This window comes from Duganella sp. HH101 (assembly GCF_001758795.1).
GTDB lineage: Bacteria > Pseudomonadota > Gammaproteobacteria > Burkholderiales > Burkholderiaceae_D > Rugamonas > Rugamonas rivuli.
The window spans coordinates 392962-408631 of record NZ_LRON01000002.1 but is presented as its reverse complement, the minus strand read 5'-3'; the positions used below and the strand labels follow the sequence as shown (position 1 = coordinate 408631).

Below are 15670 nucleotides of genomic sequence, written 5' to 3'. Positions count from 1 at the left end.
TTACCTTATGCGTTGAGCTTAATCTTAGCCGCCACATCATCTGTGAGCAACTTACCCAGTAGGGCCTTGTTCGCAATGTGCATGTGGTTCTCAACACTTGTGAAAACGTCAAGATAGGATTCAGTACTAAGCCTCAACGGTTTATTCAGCGAAGCCCTATGAGATGTAGCAATTTGAATATTACGCTCACCAGAGACGTCTTGGACGGTCACATTAACGTTATTTAGCAATGTATGCGGTACAGGCTTTGTTGAGCTCTCCAAGTAACCATGGTGGTTGTGCCACAACGTCTTCAATGCCATTGCATTAGAAGGTATAAATGGAGACTCTTTGCGAAAAATGTTAGCCATCTCCAGATTATCCGGATCCTCTTTCCAAGTGAACGAGTCCGTATATTGCAGGCCTATAGCACTAATGGCCTTATCGGCAAGTATTACAGGCAGGATGACAGAGAAATTTCGCTTCGCATCTTCCAACATGACGGCCCAACGAGAATAGTCGTTAACAATAAACGTACAGTTATTCCTTGATACCATCAGGTGTTTTGCTACTGTCCCCAAAGGGGTAGCTTTCTGGAAAACCACTGCCCCAAGACCATCCGTATGATTCGTACTGGCACCAGCATCGCCAATATTGATCATCATCATCTTTTGGAGGTCGACTTTGTCGAAGAATGGCTTGAGCTTGTCCGCAAGGCTATAAATACGCAACAAGGTCTGATCAGAGAGATCGCCCTGCCACTCAAGCGCAATCGCAGCAGTCTGCACTGCATGATCGCCTGCAAAGGGATAAAGGTGTTCAACAGTCATGATTGGACTATAACATTAGCGAGCGAAATTTGATCTGATCGAAGATAAAAAATCTTCGCCTCTCAACCCACAGAGTCTCCCAACATCAGTACGATGCCAGTAACAGACTGTGAATAGTACAACCGCGTTCTATAGTACAGGCATAAAAAAAATCCCCCAAAACTGGAGGATTTTCTTCAATTAAATCAACAACTTATCCTTGGCGGAGAGAGGGGGATTCGAACCCCCGATAGGCTATGAACCTATACACGCTTTCCAGGCGTGCGACTTCAACCACTCATCCACCTCTCCTGCATCACTTCTTCCCCTTTCGGAGAAGCCGCGAATTATAGCAAAGATTCCAGAGAGTACCAACATTATTTGGCACGCCTGGATCTTTGCCACTTTCGGCGCCATTCTGAACTTCCGGCTACGGCAAACTCAGCATGGATTCCCGCTTTCGCGGGAATGACATGCGTCCGATCAGGAAGCTTCCTTCAACTGCTCCAGAATCGCCGGATTCTCCAACGTGGACACATCCTGCGTAATCACTTCGCCCTTGGCCAATACCCGCAGCAAGCGCCGCATGATCTTGCCCGATCGCGTCTTCGGCAAATTATCCCCAAAACGAATCTCCTTCGGCTTGGCAATCGGTCCAATCTCCTTGGCCACCCAATTCCTCAACTCCAGCGCCAGCTTCTTGGCCTCGTCCCCAGTCGGCCGTGCCTGCTTCAGCACTACAAACGCACAGATCGACTCGCCCGTCGTATCGTCCGGCTTGCCCACCACCGCAGCCTCGGCCACCAGCGGATTGGCCACTAGCGCCGATTCGATCTCCATCGTGCCCATGCGGTGGCCCGACACGTTCAGCACATCGTCTATCCGCCCGGTGATGGTGAAGTAACCCGTATCCTTGTTGCGGATCGCGCCATCGCCAGCCAAGTACATCTTGCCGCCCAACTCCTCAGGGAAGTAGCTCGACTTGAACCGGTCCGGGTTGTTCCAGATCGTACGGATCATCGACGGCCACGGACGCTTGACGACCAGGATACCGCCCTGCCCGTTCGGCACATCCACACCAGCCTCGTCCACGATCGCGGCCATGATGCCCGGCAGCGGCAAGGTGCACGAACCCGGCACCATCGGCGTCGCGCCCGGCAGCGGGGTGATCATGTGGCCGCCGGTCTCGGTCTGCCAGAAGGTGTCGACGATAGGACATTTCTCGCCGCCCACCTGCGTGTAGTACCACATCCACGCTTCCGGATTGATCGGCTCGCCCACCGTGCCCAGCAAACGCAACGAGGTCAGGTCGTAATTTTTCGGATGCACTTTCGCATCCACGTCGGACGCTTTGATCAAGGAGCGGATCGCGGTCGGCGCGGTGTAGAAGATGCTGACCTTGTGCTTGGCGATGGTGTCCCAGAAGCGGCCGGCGTTCGGGAAAGTCGGCACGCCTTCGAATACCACTTGCGTCGCGCCCACCGCCGTCGGGCCGTAGGCGATGTAGCTGTGGCCAGTCACCCAGCCGATGTCGGCCGTGCACCAGTACACGTCGTCAGGCTTGATGTCGAAAGACCACTTCATCGTCAGCGCGGCCCACAGCAGGTAGCCGCCGCTCGAATGCTGCACGCCCTTCGGCGTGCCGGTCGAGCCCGACGTGTACAGGATGAACAGCGGATGCTCGGCATCCACCCACTCCGGTTCGCACTCGGCCGACTGGTTGGCGACCAGCTCGTGCAGCCACAGGTCGCGGCCTTCCTTGAAGTTGATGTTGCCGCCGGTACGCTTGTAGACGATCACGTCCTTGATGGTGTCGCAGCCGCCCAGCGCCAGCGCTTCGTCGACAATGGCTTTCAGCGGCAGCTGTTTGCCGCCGCGCAGTTGCTCGTCGGCGGTGATGACGGCCACGGCGCCGGCGTCGATGATGCGCTCCTGCAGCGATTTGGCGGAGAAGCCGCCGAACACCACCGAGTGCGTGGCGCCGATGCGCGCGCAAGCCTGCATGGCCGCGACGCCTTCCACCGACATCGACATGTAGATGATGACGCGGTCGCCCTTCTTGATGCCGCGCGATTTCAGGCCGTTGGCGAACTTGCAGACCTTCTCATGCAATTCCTTGTAGCTGACATTGACGGACTTGCCGTCGTCGGCTTCGAAGATGATGGCGGTCTTGTTGGCGTTGCCGTTCTGCAGATTGCGGTCCAGGCAGTTGTACGAGACGTTCAGGTGGCCGTCTTCGAACCATTTGTAGAAAGGTGCGTTGTCTTCGTTGAGGACTTTGGTGAACGGCTTTTGCCACACCAGGTTTTCCTTCGCCAGGCGCGACCAGAAACCTTCGTAGTCGGCCGCCGCTTCGGCGCACAGGGCGTTGTAGGCCTCCATGCCGGCCACGGTGGCCTGTGCTACAAACGCCGCCGGTGGCGTAAAGACGCGGGATTCCTGTGGACCTTGTTGGGTAGTAGTGCTGCTCATGCTTGTCTCCAGAGGTTGTAATCGTTTGCTATAAACATAAACTTCGTCGCTTACTGAGCCCTTACAGATTGATAGTCCCCGGCGGAGGATGTAGCGCTCTATGTAATTTTACCAATATTTCATCAACCATACGTAGTAGCCAGTCGCTGCGATTGCTGGGCAGCACGTGTAAAATGTCGGCAGTCCCGATAGCATGCACCACTTTTAGGAGTTCCGCCGTAATGACCAAGCCACAACCGAAGCTGCGACCGCTGCCCGCCTTTATCTTCATGACGCGATGGCTGCAGTTGCCGCTGTACCTGGGCTTGATCCTGGCACAGTGCGTCTACGTGTTCCATTTCTGGGTCGAGTTGAAAGACCTGATCGGCGCCGTACTCGGCAACGAGGCCGCGCTGCAGCACATCTTCCAGGCCGTCGCCGTCCCCGGCGCCCCGCTGCCGGAAAAACTCAACGAAACCACCATCATGCTGGTCGTGCTGGGCCTGATCGACGTGGTCATGATTTCCAACCTGCTGGTGATGGTCATCATCGGCGGCTACGAGACCTTTATCTCGCGCATGAATCTCGACGAGCATCCGGACCAGCCGGAATGGCTGTCGCACGTGAACGCCTCCGTGCTGAAGACCAAGCTGGCGATGGCCATCATCGGCATCTCGTCCATCCATTTGCTGAAGACCTTTATCAACGCCAGCGTCTACGATGCTAAGACGCTGATCGCCCAAACCGGCATCCACGTGGTCTTCCTGCTGTCGGCGCTGGCGATCTCGTACACCGACCGCATCACCACGCTGACCCACAACGAATCCCACTAACCCGCGAGAACATCATGACCATCATAAAGCAAGAAGACCTGATTGAATCCGTTGCCGCCGCGCTGCAGTACATCAGCTACTACCACCCTGCCGACTACATCCAGCACCTGGCGCGCGCCTACGAGCACGAGCAGAGCCCGGCCGCCAAGGACGCGATCGCGCAGATCCTGACCAACTCGCGCATGTGCGCGGAAGGCAAGCGCCCGATCTGCCAGGACACCGGCATCGTCAACGTCTTCCTGAAGATCGGCATGGGCGTGCGCTTTGAAGGGTTCAGCGGCACCGTCACCGACGCCGTCAACGAAGGCGTGCGCCGCGCCTACAACTACGACGACAACAAGCTGCGCGCGTCCATCGTGGCCGACCCGCACTTCGACCGCAAGAACACCAAGGACAACACGCCGGCCGTGGTCCACATGGAACTGGTCGAAGGCAACACCGTCGACGTCAAGGTCGCAGCCAAAGGCGGCGGCTCGGAAAACAAATCCAAGATGGTCATGATGAATCCTTCCGATTCGCTGATCGACTGGGTGCTGAAAACCGTGCCGACCATGGGCGCCGGCTGGTGCCCGCCTGGCATGCTGGGCATCGGCATCGGCGGCACCGCCGAGAAGGCGATGCTGATGGCGAAAGAAGTGCTGATGGAAGACATCGACATGTACGAGCTCAAGCAGCGCGGCCCGCAGAACAAGCTGGAAGAGCTGCGTATCGAACTGTGCGACCGCATCAATGCGCTGGGCATCGGCGCGCAAGGCCTGGGCGGCCTGACCACCGTGCTGGACGTGAAAATCATGACCTACCCGACCCACGCCGCGTCGAAGCCGGTCGCGATGATCCCGAACTGCGCCGCCACCCGCCACGGCCATTTCGTGCTGGACGGTTCCGGTCCTGCCTACATGACCCCGCCTCCGCTGTCGACCTGGCCTGACGTCAGCTGGGCGCCGGACACCGAAAAATCCAAGCGCGTCGACCTGAACACGCTGACCAAGGAAGAAGTCGCTTCGTGGAAGCCGGGCCAGACCCTGCTGCTGAACGGCAAGATGCTGACCGGCCGCGACGCCGCGCACAAGCGCATCCAGGACATGCTGGCCAAGGGCGAAGAACTGCCGGTGGACTTCAAGAACCGCGTGATCTACTACGTCGGCCCGGTCGATCCGGTGCGCGATGAAGTGGTGGGCCCGGCCGGCCCGACCACCGCCACCCGCATGGACAAGTTCACCGACATGATGCTGGAAAAAACCGGCCTGATCGCGATGATCGGCAAGGCCGAGCGCGGCCCTGTCGCCATCGAGTCGATCCAGAAGCACAAGTCGGCCTACCTGATGGCGGTCGGCGGCTCGGCCTACCTGGTATCGAAGGCGATCAAGGGCGCCAAGGTGCTGGGCTTTGCCGACATGGGCATGGAAGCGATCTACGAGTTCGACGTGGTCGACATGCCTGTCACCGTGGCGGTCGATGCGGCCGGCACTTCGGTGCATGAAACCGGTCCGAAGGAATGGAAGGCCAAGATCGAACAGCTGAACGTTCCGGTCCTTACCGCCTGATGACAGTCGCCCGCACTCCCGCTGCCCCTATCGGCGTCTACGATTCCGGCGTGGGCGGGCTGTCGGTGCTGCGCCACATCCGTGCGCAGCTGCCGGCCGAGGACTTGATCTACTTCGCCGATTCGGGCCATGCGCCCTACGGCGAAAAGACCGAGCAGTATGTGGTGGACCGCGCGCTGCTGGTCGCCGCCTTCCTGCTGGAGCGCGGCATCAAGGCGCTGGTGGTGGCCTGCAATACCGCGACCGTGGCCGCCATCAAGGCGGTGCGGGCGCGCTATCCGGATCTGCCGGTGGTCGGCGTCGAGCCCGGCCTGAAGCCGGCCGCGGCGGCCACCCGCAGCGGCAAGGTCGGCGTGCTGGCGACGGCGCGCACGCTCAAGGGCGACAAATTCCTGCAACTGCGCGAGCAGATCAGCGCCGCCACGCAGGCAGAGTTCCTGCTGCAACCCTGCATCGGCCTGGTCGACCAGATCGAGCTGGGCGACCTGGAAACGCCGGCCATCGCCGCCCTGCTGGAGCAATACGTGGCGCCGCTGCTGGACCAGGGCGCGGACACGCTGGTGCTGGGCTGCACCCACTATCCCTTCGTCCAGACGGGCATAGAGCGGGTGCTGCGCGCGCACGGCCGCCAGGATGTGACGCTGATCGATACCGGCGACGCCGTGGCGCGGCAACTGGGGCGGCTGCTGGACGGAGCCGGCCTGCTGCATCCGGCGCCCGAGGCGGGCCAGCCGGCCGCCTCCCTGCGCGGCTACACGACGGCCGACGTCGGCGCGCTGGCGCCGGCCTTCGCCAATCTGCTGGGCCTGCATCCTAAGGTTGAAAAGGTTGTCGTTTGAACAAATTGGGATTTTTTGAAGAATCTTTGCATTTAGATTTGCAGGATTCAAAACTGGCTTGTATAATTCGGCACCTGTCTACGAAACGGTAGACAAAGTGAAGTAAATCAGTGGTGGCTGTAGCTCAGTTGGTAGAGTCCAGGATTGTGATTCCTGTTGTCGTGGGTTCGAGCCCCATCAGCCACCCCACTCTTCTTCACGGAAATCTAGCCGCTTATGCGGCTTTTTTTTCGTCCCGCGATAAGCGCGCACCTCAGTGCAGCGTGAAAAACCGCCGTATGCTCTCCAGATAGGTGGCCTGCTGTACTTGCCCGGGCTCGGCATGGTCGGTGCGGATGGCGCTCAACTCCTGGTTGCGGTCGCTGAGCACATGGGCGAATTCGTCGGCCAGCTCCGGACGCTCTTGCAGGATGCTTTCGAAATTCTCCTTGTCCAGCCGATAGCACAGCGCATCGGTCCTGGCGGTGACGGTGGCGCGACGCGGCGCTCCGGTCAGCAGGCCGATCTCGCCGAACACGTCGCCGGCCTTGAGCGTGGCGCAATGGATGCGCTCCTGCCCCTCGGCTTCGAACCACACATCGGCCTCACCGCCGGCCAGCAGATACAGCCAATGCGCCACCGCGCCCTGGCGGGTGATGGTGTCGCCCTTGACGAAGGGCGTGTGGCGCAGCGCCCTGGCGAGCTTGGACAGTTCCTCTTCGGTGAGGCTGGAAAACAGCGCCACCTTGGCCAGGGCTTTCTTGCGCACGTCCATTTCCGCCGACAGCCTGGCGCTCGAACGCCGCTCAGACTCGGCGTTGAGGCGGATGTCCATGCAAGGATGGGCCAACGACAAGCTCTGCCGCTGCAAGGCGCTGTAGAAATGGATGCGCACGGCGGAATCGGTGCCGTCGTCGTGGGCCGGATTGGTGAGCCAGTAGCGCACCGCGTACTGTATCAAGCCTTCGTGGTAATCGGTGACGATGCATTCGGGCGGCCGCGCCGACGAGATGTGCTCGATATGGGTCTGGCGCAGCGCCGTCTGGACGGTGGCGATCACTTGCTGCGGCGGCACCCCGTCCTCGATCCAGAATTTCACCCAGCGCCGGAACTCCGGCTTGCTCTCGCGGCTGTACACATGCACTTTCGATTTCATCAGCACGCTGTTGGGAATGACGATCAGGTCGCCGTTGTTGGTGCTCACCGCCGTGTGGCGCCAGTGCACTTCCACCACCTTGCCGCGCACGTCGTCGATCTTGATCCAGTCGCCGATGCGCACCGAGTTGTCGAGCTGCAGCGCCAGCCCGCCCAGGATGTTGCCCAGCGTCTCCTGCATCGAAAAAGCCACCACGCCCGTGATGACCGCCGACGTCGTCACCAGTCCGCTCAGGTCCAGGCCGGCCACGCGCAGCCACACCAGGCCCCACACGACGTAGGTGATCACCAGCAGGATGTCTTCCATGATGCGCGGCGGGTGCATGCGCAGGGCCGGCAACAGCACGCGGAACGCGGTCAGGCCGAGGATGCGTATCAGCAGCAGGCCGAAGCCGAGCATCGAGGCGCTTTCGAGCAGGCCGGCGGCCTGGCGCTGGTCCATGTCGAGCATGAACTTGCTGGAGAGGCTGAGCAGCAGGCACAAGCCGCCGAACAGCAGGTTGTGGCGGAACATGTGCTGGCTGTCCGGATCGGAGCGGGTCAGCAGCAGCTGTATCACGCTGCAGAAGAGGACGGCGGCAACCAGGCCGGCGTGCCAGGGATTGACCCACGGGCCATCTATCGTCAGCATCCTGGCTCCCTATCCGTTGCTACCTTGCATGTATTGTGAACTGATCCCCAACCATGCGCAACGTGATAATCAGGCCGGGCCGGCGGTCGCGCGGGCGGCGCGCATTTTGGCGACCACGTGGTGCAGCGCATCCATCACCGCCCCCGGCGTGAAGGGCTTGACGATATAGCCCTTGGCGCCGTTGCGCAGCGATTGCTCCACCGTGCTGCGGTCGGTGCTGGCCGTCACCATCAGCACGGCCGCCTGCGGCTGCTTCTGGCCTATCCATTCCAGCAGGCTCAGCCCGTCGCCGTCCGGCATCACCACGTCCAGGCAAACGATGTCCGCCTTCTGCGAGCGCAGCCGCAGCTTGGCCGATTCGGCCGTCCCGGCATCGCCCACCACGTCGAATTGTTCGCCCTGCATGATGACCCGCAACAAGTCGCGCGTCATTTCATTGTCGTCGATGATAAACACCCGCAAACGCTGCTGCGATGCCATGTCGCCCTCCGATGAAGATACTTTCAGACAAATATACCTCCGGTTTCCGCACGCCGCCATCCGTTACAAAATTTTGTGCCCGCTGTTGCCTAATGGAACTAGATTGACGCTACAATGATCGACGTTGCATCCGCATGCACAGCCAGTCCAACCCCACGAAGAATACCCAGCCATGTCCCAAGAGAGAACACCCCTGCACGAAGTCAGCACCTACAGCAAGGACACGCCGGTCGGTTGTCCCGACATCAACGGCCGCGCCGCCGTATTCGTGCCGACCGCGCTGTTTGACGTGAACAGCTCCACCACCATCCGCAAAGGCGCCGGCATCGTCGGCTACGGCAATCCGGACGGTTCGCTGACCATCTACTTCGAAGCCAACCGCTTCGACGAAAGCAGCCTGCACAAGTGGGAAAACAAGGCCCGCAAAGCCTACGACCGCATGGTGGCCGGCGCTCCGACCGTCTCCAAGGCCAAGATGGACCCCAAAATGGTCGAGCAGATCGGCTATATCGACGGTTCCGGCATCCAGTTGAAGCAGCCGGAAAGCCTGCAACACTGGCTGGAAGTCTCCAACGCCACCGACACCGCCCCGGCCGACGCCATCATCGTCTGGAAAACCAAGTAAATATTGGCAAAAAGATAGAGACGGGCAGTTGTCCTACAAATGGTCGGACGTTCGGCTGATGCCCGTCCGACATCTCCTGGGCTATTCTGAGGGCATCGGAAGTCCCACATCACCCAGGAGTTTGTCATGGCACGCTATCTCCATATCGCCTTCGGCGCGTTGCTGCTCAGTCTGGCTGGCGCATCGACCTATGTGCTGTGCTCGGAAAACGTGCTGCAAGACCAAACCACCTCGCTATACCAGTTGCGCTGAGCGCTGCGTTCCCCCTCACTCGCGCAGCCCCAGCATATTGACCAGGCGGTTCAGGTCGCCCTCCTCCCGGATAATCTCGGCCATCAGCTCGGGCAGCGGCATGCGTCCCCAGTTGACGGCGCGGCGCAGCAGATAGGGCGTCGGGCTGTGCGGCTCCACCAGGCTTAAATAATCGGCGATCGCGCCCAGCGTCGCGTAGGCTTCGTCGCGGTTCTTCCAGCCGGACAGGGCCACCGGCGGCAACGGCAGCCCGTCCGCCATGCCGCTCACTTGCTCGCCGTCTTGCGGCGCTTCGGGCGTCGTCATTTCTTCTTCCTTAGGCTCGGGCGCCAGCTGGTGCAGCACGCGCTCCACCGCCACCAGCGTTCCCTTCAGTTTAGACAGATTCGGTGCCTGCCCGCCCAGTTGCAGGTCGACAAAGGCCAGCATGGTTTCCAGGCAATTCAGGCAGCGCTGCACCACCTGCAGGCGGTTGGCCAGCTCGCGCCCGAGGCGCTGCCGGGCGTAGGCGATCACTTCGATGCGGGTCAGCGGCGCCTCGCCGTCGGCGTGCGGCTCGCCCGGCTGGCCGGCCAGCTCGCGCGCCGTCATGCGCTCCCAGTCGGACAGGCTCTGCGCCGGCGGCTTGCGGCCCTGGATTTTCAGCAGCGGCATCTGCACCCTCACCGTCGCCGCGAACGATCCGTTGAGCCATTCCAGCGGCGCGATGCGGGCGTCGGCGTCGCCGTCCTGTATCGCCGGATGCAGCGGTTCCCAGAATTGCCGCAGCAAGCCGTCCACCAGGCTCAGGCCGCGGTACAGGCCGTCGATGCCGTGCTGCATCGTCCATGCCTCCAGCAGCCAGACGGCGATCTGCAAATCCTTGGAGCGGCTGGCCAGCATGGCCTTGCAGCGGTTTTCGATCAGCGGCCAGTCGGCCTTCTTCAGCGGCCGCTCCCATTGCCCCATCGGCAGGCTGGGATCGTCTTCCTCGCGCGCCAGCCGGATCTCGGTGAAGATCGGGTCGTAGCGCAAGGCCGGCCCGCAGGGCTGCTGCGCGGACAAGGGCGCCAGCAACAGCTCCAGTTCCTCCTGGTGCTCCAGGCTCATCAGGGAAAGCGGTATCGGCAGGCTCGGTGCGTTCATAGGGGCGGTCGGGGTAGCAAAACTGGGTGGTCGGTCGTCGGCAATCAGCAGGCGCGCTTTGTCGACCAGGTTGCGCAAATTGCTTTTGATGGTCGCCATGCGCCGTTCCGCCTAAGGTAGCATCTTGCCGAGTTCGCGCGCAAAAAACTTGGCCGCCAACGGCGAGGTCAGCTTGTGCAAGTCCACCACCGTGGCGCCGGCCGGCACATAGATCTTTTCCGACAGCGCGTGCAGCCGGCCGGTATCGAAGCCCTCGTCGACCTGGTGCATGGCGATCACCACGTGGTCGGAGCCGTTGTCCAGCAGCGCCTGGAAGGGATTGGGGCCGGCGTAGTGCGAAGGCCAGCCATCGTCTATGCACGGATGCAAGTTGTAGAAGCCCATGGCCGGCAGCTCGAACAGGCGGGCGTCGAAGCGCTGGCCGAAGGTGGCGGTGATGCACAGGTCCGGCCGCCACTGCTGCTCGTACAGATGGTAGAACTCGTCCGTCTTGACGCGGCCCTTGTACGGCGCCAGCCCGTGCGACAGCGCCAGCCGCTCCACCATCACTTCCTCGGCCGGGGTGTGCGGATAGCCCCAGACCCGGCGCCCGCGGCTGACATGGTCCGAGCCGACATCGTCGGTGGCCACGCCGACCACGCGCACGCGCTGCGCCAGCGGCCCCTTGAGCAACTCGCTCAGCACATGAAAGCCGCGATGGAAGCTGCCGAACACGGCAACGCGCATGAGAGGGGGCAAGGATGACATGACGAAACCTCGTGCTAGCCGGCCTACCAGGCCGGCGCCTTGACAGGAAACACCGGCGGCCACACCAGCGGCGTGCGCTTGCCGGCCGCGCTGACGGTCAGCCGCACGTACACCCGGGCGCGGCTGTCGCGCGTGGCGACGCGGCCGTCGCCGACGGCGACCATCGGAAACTCGAACTTCAACAGTTGCGAACGGGCGCCGGAGGCCGGCGCCGCATCGGCCTCGCGGTAGGCCGACACCAGGCTGAACAAGGCCCACGGATCGTCGAAGCGGTAGCTGACGGTGCGCTGGTCGACCGCCATGCCGGGATGGCCGGCCTCGGCCTGCGGTATCACCGGGCCGTCCTGCGCCACGCGCAGCGTCAGCACCACCGGCAGGCCGGGTTCCCAGCGCAGCGCGCGCGCGGCGTCGCGCTGGTGCACGGTCTGGGTGCCGATGGTCAGCGCCCAGTCGATGATCTTGTTGCCCTCGCTTTCGACGGCGCTGTTGGCGCGGAATTCCGCCAGCACGTCCAGGCCGGCGGCCTGCCCCTCCTCGCTCGGGTACAGCGGCGCCAGCAGCTCGCGCACCTTCTGCATCTGGTCGTCCACCTTGCGCACCGTGCTGGCCGGCGACGGCCGCGTCGGGTCGCGGTCGGACGCCAGCGCCAGCACATGCACGCGGTCGAACAGCTTGAGCACGGAGCCGACTTCGTCGACGTCGGCCGGCGTGCGGTCGCCCGGCGCGCCCTTGGCGTTGGCATTGCCGCCGGCGTCGGGCGGCGCCAGCGCGCGGAACGGCGCGCGGTTGGCCAGGCCGGCGTTGAAGGCGTCGGCGAAGCGGGTCCAGGCGTCCTGGTAGCCGGTCTGCAGCAGGTCGCGGCAACGCGAGTACAGCCCGGCCTGCAAACCCTGCATGCGCTCGGAAAACACGTCGGTGGCGCGGCGCTGGGCGGCGCGGGCCGACAGCTTGTCCAGGCAGTTGTGGATGTCGAGGTCGGCCGCGCCGGTCAGCACGAACTGCTCCAGCGCGGTCAGGCTGCTGGTCGGGCTCTTGAGCTTGTAGCGGTTCAGGTCGGCCACCGTGGCTTGCCAGCGCGTCACCAGCGGATTGCCGGCGCCGGCCCCGCCCAGTTGCAGCAGCAGCGTCTCCGCATCCTTGCCGGTGGCCTCGATGAACGATTGCTGCTGCGAGACATAGGCCGCCAGCGCGCCGGCGTCGGCGGCGCCGAAGGCGTCCAGCAGCGGCGCCTTCTCGCCGTTCCACGAACGGAAGGCGCGGTCGCGCGGCACGAACACCTCGGCCCGGGTCAGCGTCTCGTCCAGCAGCTGCAAGCGGGTCAGCGCGTCGCGGCCGAGCACGGCGGTGAGGTTGTCGGCCACGCCGGTCGCGCCGATGTCCTGCAGCCACGAGCGGATGCGCAGCGCCTTGGCGCGGTCGGCCTCGGTGGCCGGCGCCTGCACTTCGCGCGCCGAGATGATGTAGGCCTGCGACAGCAGGTCGCGCGCGGTCTCGCCCAGCGCGCCGTCGGCCAGGCGCGCGGCCGGCGCCTGCAGCATGTTCGGGAACTTGGGCAGGAAGTCGGTCTGCACCCGCTTGCGCGCGTCCGCCAGCGCCTGCACCTGCTCCAGCCGCGGACCGTCCCAGCTGATGGTCGAGCCGGCCGGCACCTCGGGCAGGCGGCTCAGGTGGTTGACCTTCATGAACGGTTGCGACAGCAGGCCGTTCAGCGCGTCCGTCAGCGCCTTGCGGTCGGCCGCGAAGGCCCAGGCGCCATTCGCTTCCGACCACTCCAGGCCCGAACTCAGGCCCTGCGAGTGGCTGTCGGCCGACAGCGTCGCATCCCACAGCGAGATGAACTGGCTGAAGCCCTCGTCGATCTGCTTGCGCGCATCGTCGGCGACGGGCTTGCCCAGCATGCTGACGTTCTCGACCTTCTGCAGCAGGTTGTCCCAGGCCGGGCCCAGGTCCGGCGTGCTGCGGTGCATCCACGCGCCCTTGCCGCTGGTCAGATAGGCTTCCTGCGTCTTCAGCGCGGCGCGCAGCGCCTGCCAGATGACGATGTTGGTGGCGGCGTCCGCCTTCGGATCGGCCTCGTACAGCGCGGCCGACGCCTCGCCGATGGCCTGCTCGGCCTTGAGCAGGCCGTTGTTGATGTACAGGCGCTTGGCCGTGGCCCGCACCGCCAGCCGGAACGCACAACCGGCCGCCGTCTGCAACGGTTCGACGGTCAGCGAGGTCACGTCCTTGGCCGCGCGCCGGAACAGCGCCGCGGTATGCGTGGGGTCGCCGCTCAGTTCGCTGCCCAGCAGCATCCGCACCACCAGCGCCAGGTCTTCGCCGGACGGCGGGCCCGAGGCGGGCGTCTTCAGCCGCATCATCGCCTGCTGCACCTGGTCCAGCTGCTCCATCCTTTCCACGTATTGCAGCAGCGCGGAAAACTCCGGCAGGTTTTCCATGTTCAGCGCCGTGTTCGGCGCCGAGGTCGTCTCGGTCCAGCGCGCCGGCAGCGTGCAGCGGCCGCCGATGATCAGGCTGCCCGAAACGGGATCGACCGGCACCCCGGTCAGCTCGCTGACGCGGCTGTACATCGAGCGCCGCAGCGGATCGAAGGCATTGTCGGCAAAGCCTTTTTCCATGCGGCCCCGCACCCGCTGGTGCAGGTCGTCGAACCACGGCCAGGAGCCGGGCATGAACACGGAACCGAGCCGGGCATTGCCCATCTGCTCGATGTTTTGCAGCGCCTCGATCGCGCGCCGGCGGCTCTGCACCGGATCGACCAGATTGTGGCTGCTGGCCTGCAGGCTGGCGCGGGTGTCATGGTCTAGTTTGGTCAGATACAGCACCACGTCGTTGCCGAGACGGTGCAGATGGAGCGTGGCGAACAGCAGCCCCACCACCCACACCGCCGGGATCGCCACGGCGCCCCAGCGCGCCGCGCGGTGCATCGCCGGCCGCCGCATGCGGTGCACCGACGACGAGCGCACCAGCCCGGCCTCGGCAAAGATCTTGCGTTCGAAGATGTCGCGCAGGAAGGCCGGCACGGCGCTGCCCTGCCCCGCCGCATACAGCGGGGCGGCGCCGTCGGCGGCCAGCGACGGTTCGGCCCGTTCCGGCAGGGCGGCGGCCGGCGTGGAGGCGGCCTGGTCGACCGGCATGAAGCCGTCGTCGGCCGCCGCCAGGCCGGCGCCCAGCAAGGCGGCCTCGTCGCTGCAATCGCCGGTCAGGTAGAGGCCGCGCAGCAGGAAGGGCTCGTGGTAGGCGCTGGGCCGCATCAGTTCCTCGGCGAACAGCTTGACCCCGGCGCGCAGGCGCTCGACCTGGTTGGGCAGCAGGAAGTAGGCGCTGCTGTCCGCGTCCGACGGTTCCAGCGCGCACAGCTCGGCGCAGCTGTCGGACAGCGTGCGGACTATCTCGTTCATCGCCGTGTCCATCCATTGCGCCTGGAACGGCGCGGCCAGCTCGTGCGGCGACGACCAGCCCAGCATCGAGCGGCGCAGCGGCTCCGGCAGCGCGGCGGCGAAGCGGGCGAAGCCGGGGATGGTTTCGCAATCGCTGATCGCCAGGTAGATCGGGAAGCGCAGCGCCAGCCGGTTCTGCGCCAGCCACAGGCGGCGGTGGATGGCCTTGGCGCGCGCGGCCAGGTCCAGCTGGCCGGCGCCGTCGGCGTCGAGGAAGGCGCGGGCCGGGATCGCCACCACGATGGAGTCGAACGGCCGGTCGGGGCGGTAGTTGCGGCACAGGCCGAGGAAATCGTCCCAGGTGCTGTTGGCCATGGCGTTGGCGCCGGAGGCTTCGGGATCGGGCGAGCCCAGCAGGTCGGACTGCAGCTGCACCGCCACGCCGTGGTCGAAGAAGTTCCAGCTGATGCCCTGGGCGCCGGCGGTCAGCGCGCTGTCGGTGCTGAGCGCGCTTTGCAGGCCCGATTGCAGCAGCGGCAGTTCGCGGCCGGCGCTGCCTTCGTTGAGCACCAGCGTCCACGCCAGGCTGTAGCGCTCGGAGCGGGCGGCGATATTGTTTTCGATCAGCTCCACCGCCACGCGGAACGATTGCTTGAGCGAGTCGGCGCTGATCAGGCGCGGTTTCTGCTCGGCCGGCTGGTCGGCTTTTTCCGCGCCCTTCATCGCCGCCCAGATGACGATGGCGAACAACAGCATGACGAGCAGCGTCAACACCAGCAAGGTGGCGATGGCCGTGTTATCTGACAGGAAGTTCAACACTATGCGCTCGTCCCGGTGAAGG

General features: G+C 63.7%; 12 protein-coding genes and 2 tRNA genes. 6 read left to right on the top strand and 8 right to left on the bottom strand.

The features are described from left to right. Positions 1-5: 5 nt before the first annotated feature. The 3 genes from DUGA2_RS04520 to acs all read right to left on the bottom strand — a co-directional run bounded on the left by DUGA2_RS04520 (position 6) and on the right by acs (position 3260). Positions 6-809: a hypothetical protein gene (locus DUGA2_RS04520; protein ID WP_141753186.1), complete on the bottom strand. Its 804-nt coding sequence runs from the start codon at positions 807-809 to the stop codon at positions 6-8. Between the two features lie 200 nt (positions 810-1009). Continuing rightward, positions 1010-1100 (bottom strand) — tRNA-Ser (locus DUGA2_RS04515). A 171-nt stretch (positions 1101-1271) separates the two neighbouring features. Continuing rightward, entirely contained in the window at positions 1272-3260 is a 1989-nt protein-coding gene (gene acs, locus DUGA2_RS04510) for an acetate--CoA ligase (protein WP_070267465.1), read from the bottom strand. 221 nt (positions 3261-3481) lie between these two features. On the opposite strand from acs, the gene DUGA2_RS04505 reads away from it, so the two are divergent. From DUGA2_RS04505 to DUGA2_RS04490, 4 genes are all read left to right on the top strand, one after another. Further along, complete coding sequence (locus DUGA2_RS04505; protein ID WP_070267464.1) at positions 3482-4072, top strand: TIGR00645 family protein; 591 nt, start codon at positions 3482-3484, stop codon at positions 4070-4072. 14 nt (positions 4073-4086) lie between these two features. Beyond that, positions 4087-5616 carry a fumarate hydratase gene (locus DUGA2_RS04500; RefSeq protein WP_070267463.1) on the top strand — a complete coding sequence of 510 codons (1530 nt, stop codon included), beginning with the start codon at positions 4087-4089 and terminating at the stop codon, positions 5614-5616. Further along, complete coding sequence (gene murI / locus DUGA2_RS04495; RefSeq protein WP_070267461.1) at positions 5616-6455, top strand: glutamate racemase; 840 nt, start codon at positions 5616-5618, stop codon at positions 6453-6455. The genes DUGA2_RS04500 and murI overlap by 1 nt, the downstream gene beginning before the upstream one ends. A 113-nt stretch (positions 6456-6568) precedes the next feature. Further along, a tRNA-His gene (locus DUGA2_RS04490) sits at positions 6569-6644 on the top strand. Between the two features lie 64 nt (positions 6645-6708). Here DUGA2_RS04490 and DUGA2_RS04485 read toward each other — a convergent pair. Both DUGA2_RS04485 and DUGA2_RS04480 read right to left on the bottom strand, forming a co-directional pair. Then, positions 6709-8220, bottom strand: coding sequence for a mechanosensitive ion channel family protein (locus tag DUGA2_RS04485; protein ID WP_070267460.1), 1512 nt, complete (start codon positions 8218-8220; stop codon positions 6709-6711). Positions 8221-8289: 69 nt separating this feature from the next. Continuing rightward, positions 8290-8700: a response regulator gene (locus DUGA2_RS04480; protein WP_168167757.1), complete on the bottom strand. Its 411-nt coding sequence runs from the start codon at positions 8698-8700 to the stop codon at positions 8290-8292. Positions 8701-8872: 172 nt separating this feature from the next. On the opposite strand from DUGA2_RS04480, the gene DUGA2_RS04475 reads away from it, so the two are divergent. Continuing rightward, a complete protein-coding gene (locus DUGA2_RS04475; protein ID WP_070267459.1) occupies positions 8873-9325 on the top strand; it encodes a hypothetical protein in 453 nt (150 codons plus the stop codon). A gap of 126 nt (positions 9326-9451) precedes the next feature. After that, complete coding sequence (locus DUGA2_RS34765; protein ID WP_008445802.1) at positions 9452-9577, top strand: hypothetical protein; 126 nt, start codon at positions 9452-9454, stop codon at positions 9575-9577. A gap of 15 nt (positions 9578-9592) precedes the next feature. On the opposite strand, the gene tssA is transcribed toward DUGA2_RS34765, so the two are convergent. The 3 genes from tssA to DUGA2_RS04460 are packed head-to-tail and all read right to left on the bottom strand — an operon-like array spanning position 9593 to position 15648. Next, entirely contained in the window at positions 9593-10801 is a 1209-nt protein-coding gene (tssA, locus tag DUGA2_RS04470; RefSeq protein ID WP_070267458.1) for a type VI secretion system protein TssA, read from the bottom strand. Between the two features lie 12 nt (positions 10802-10813). After that, positions 10814-11449, bottom strand: a complete 636-nt coding sequence (locus DUGA2_RS04465) for a formyltransferase family protein (protein WP_083296200.1) — start codon at positions 11447-11449, stop codon at positions 10814-10816. Between the two features lie 23 nt (positions 11450-11472). After that, complete coding sequence (locus DUGA2_RS04460; protein WP_229214584.1) at positions 11473-15648, bottom strand: type VI secretion system protein; 4176 nt, start codon at positions 15646-15648, stop codon at positions 11473-11475. Positions 15649-15670 lie beyond the last annotated feature (22 nt).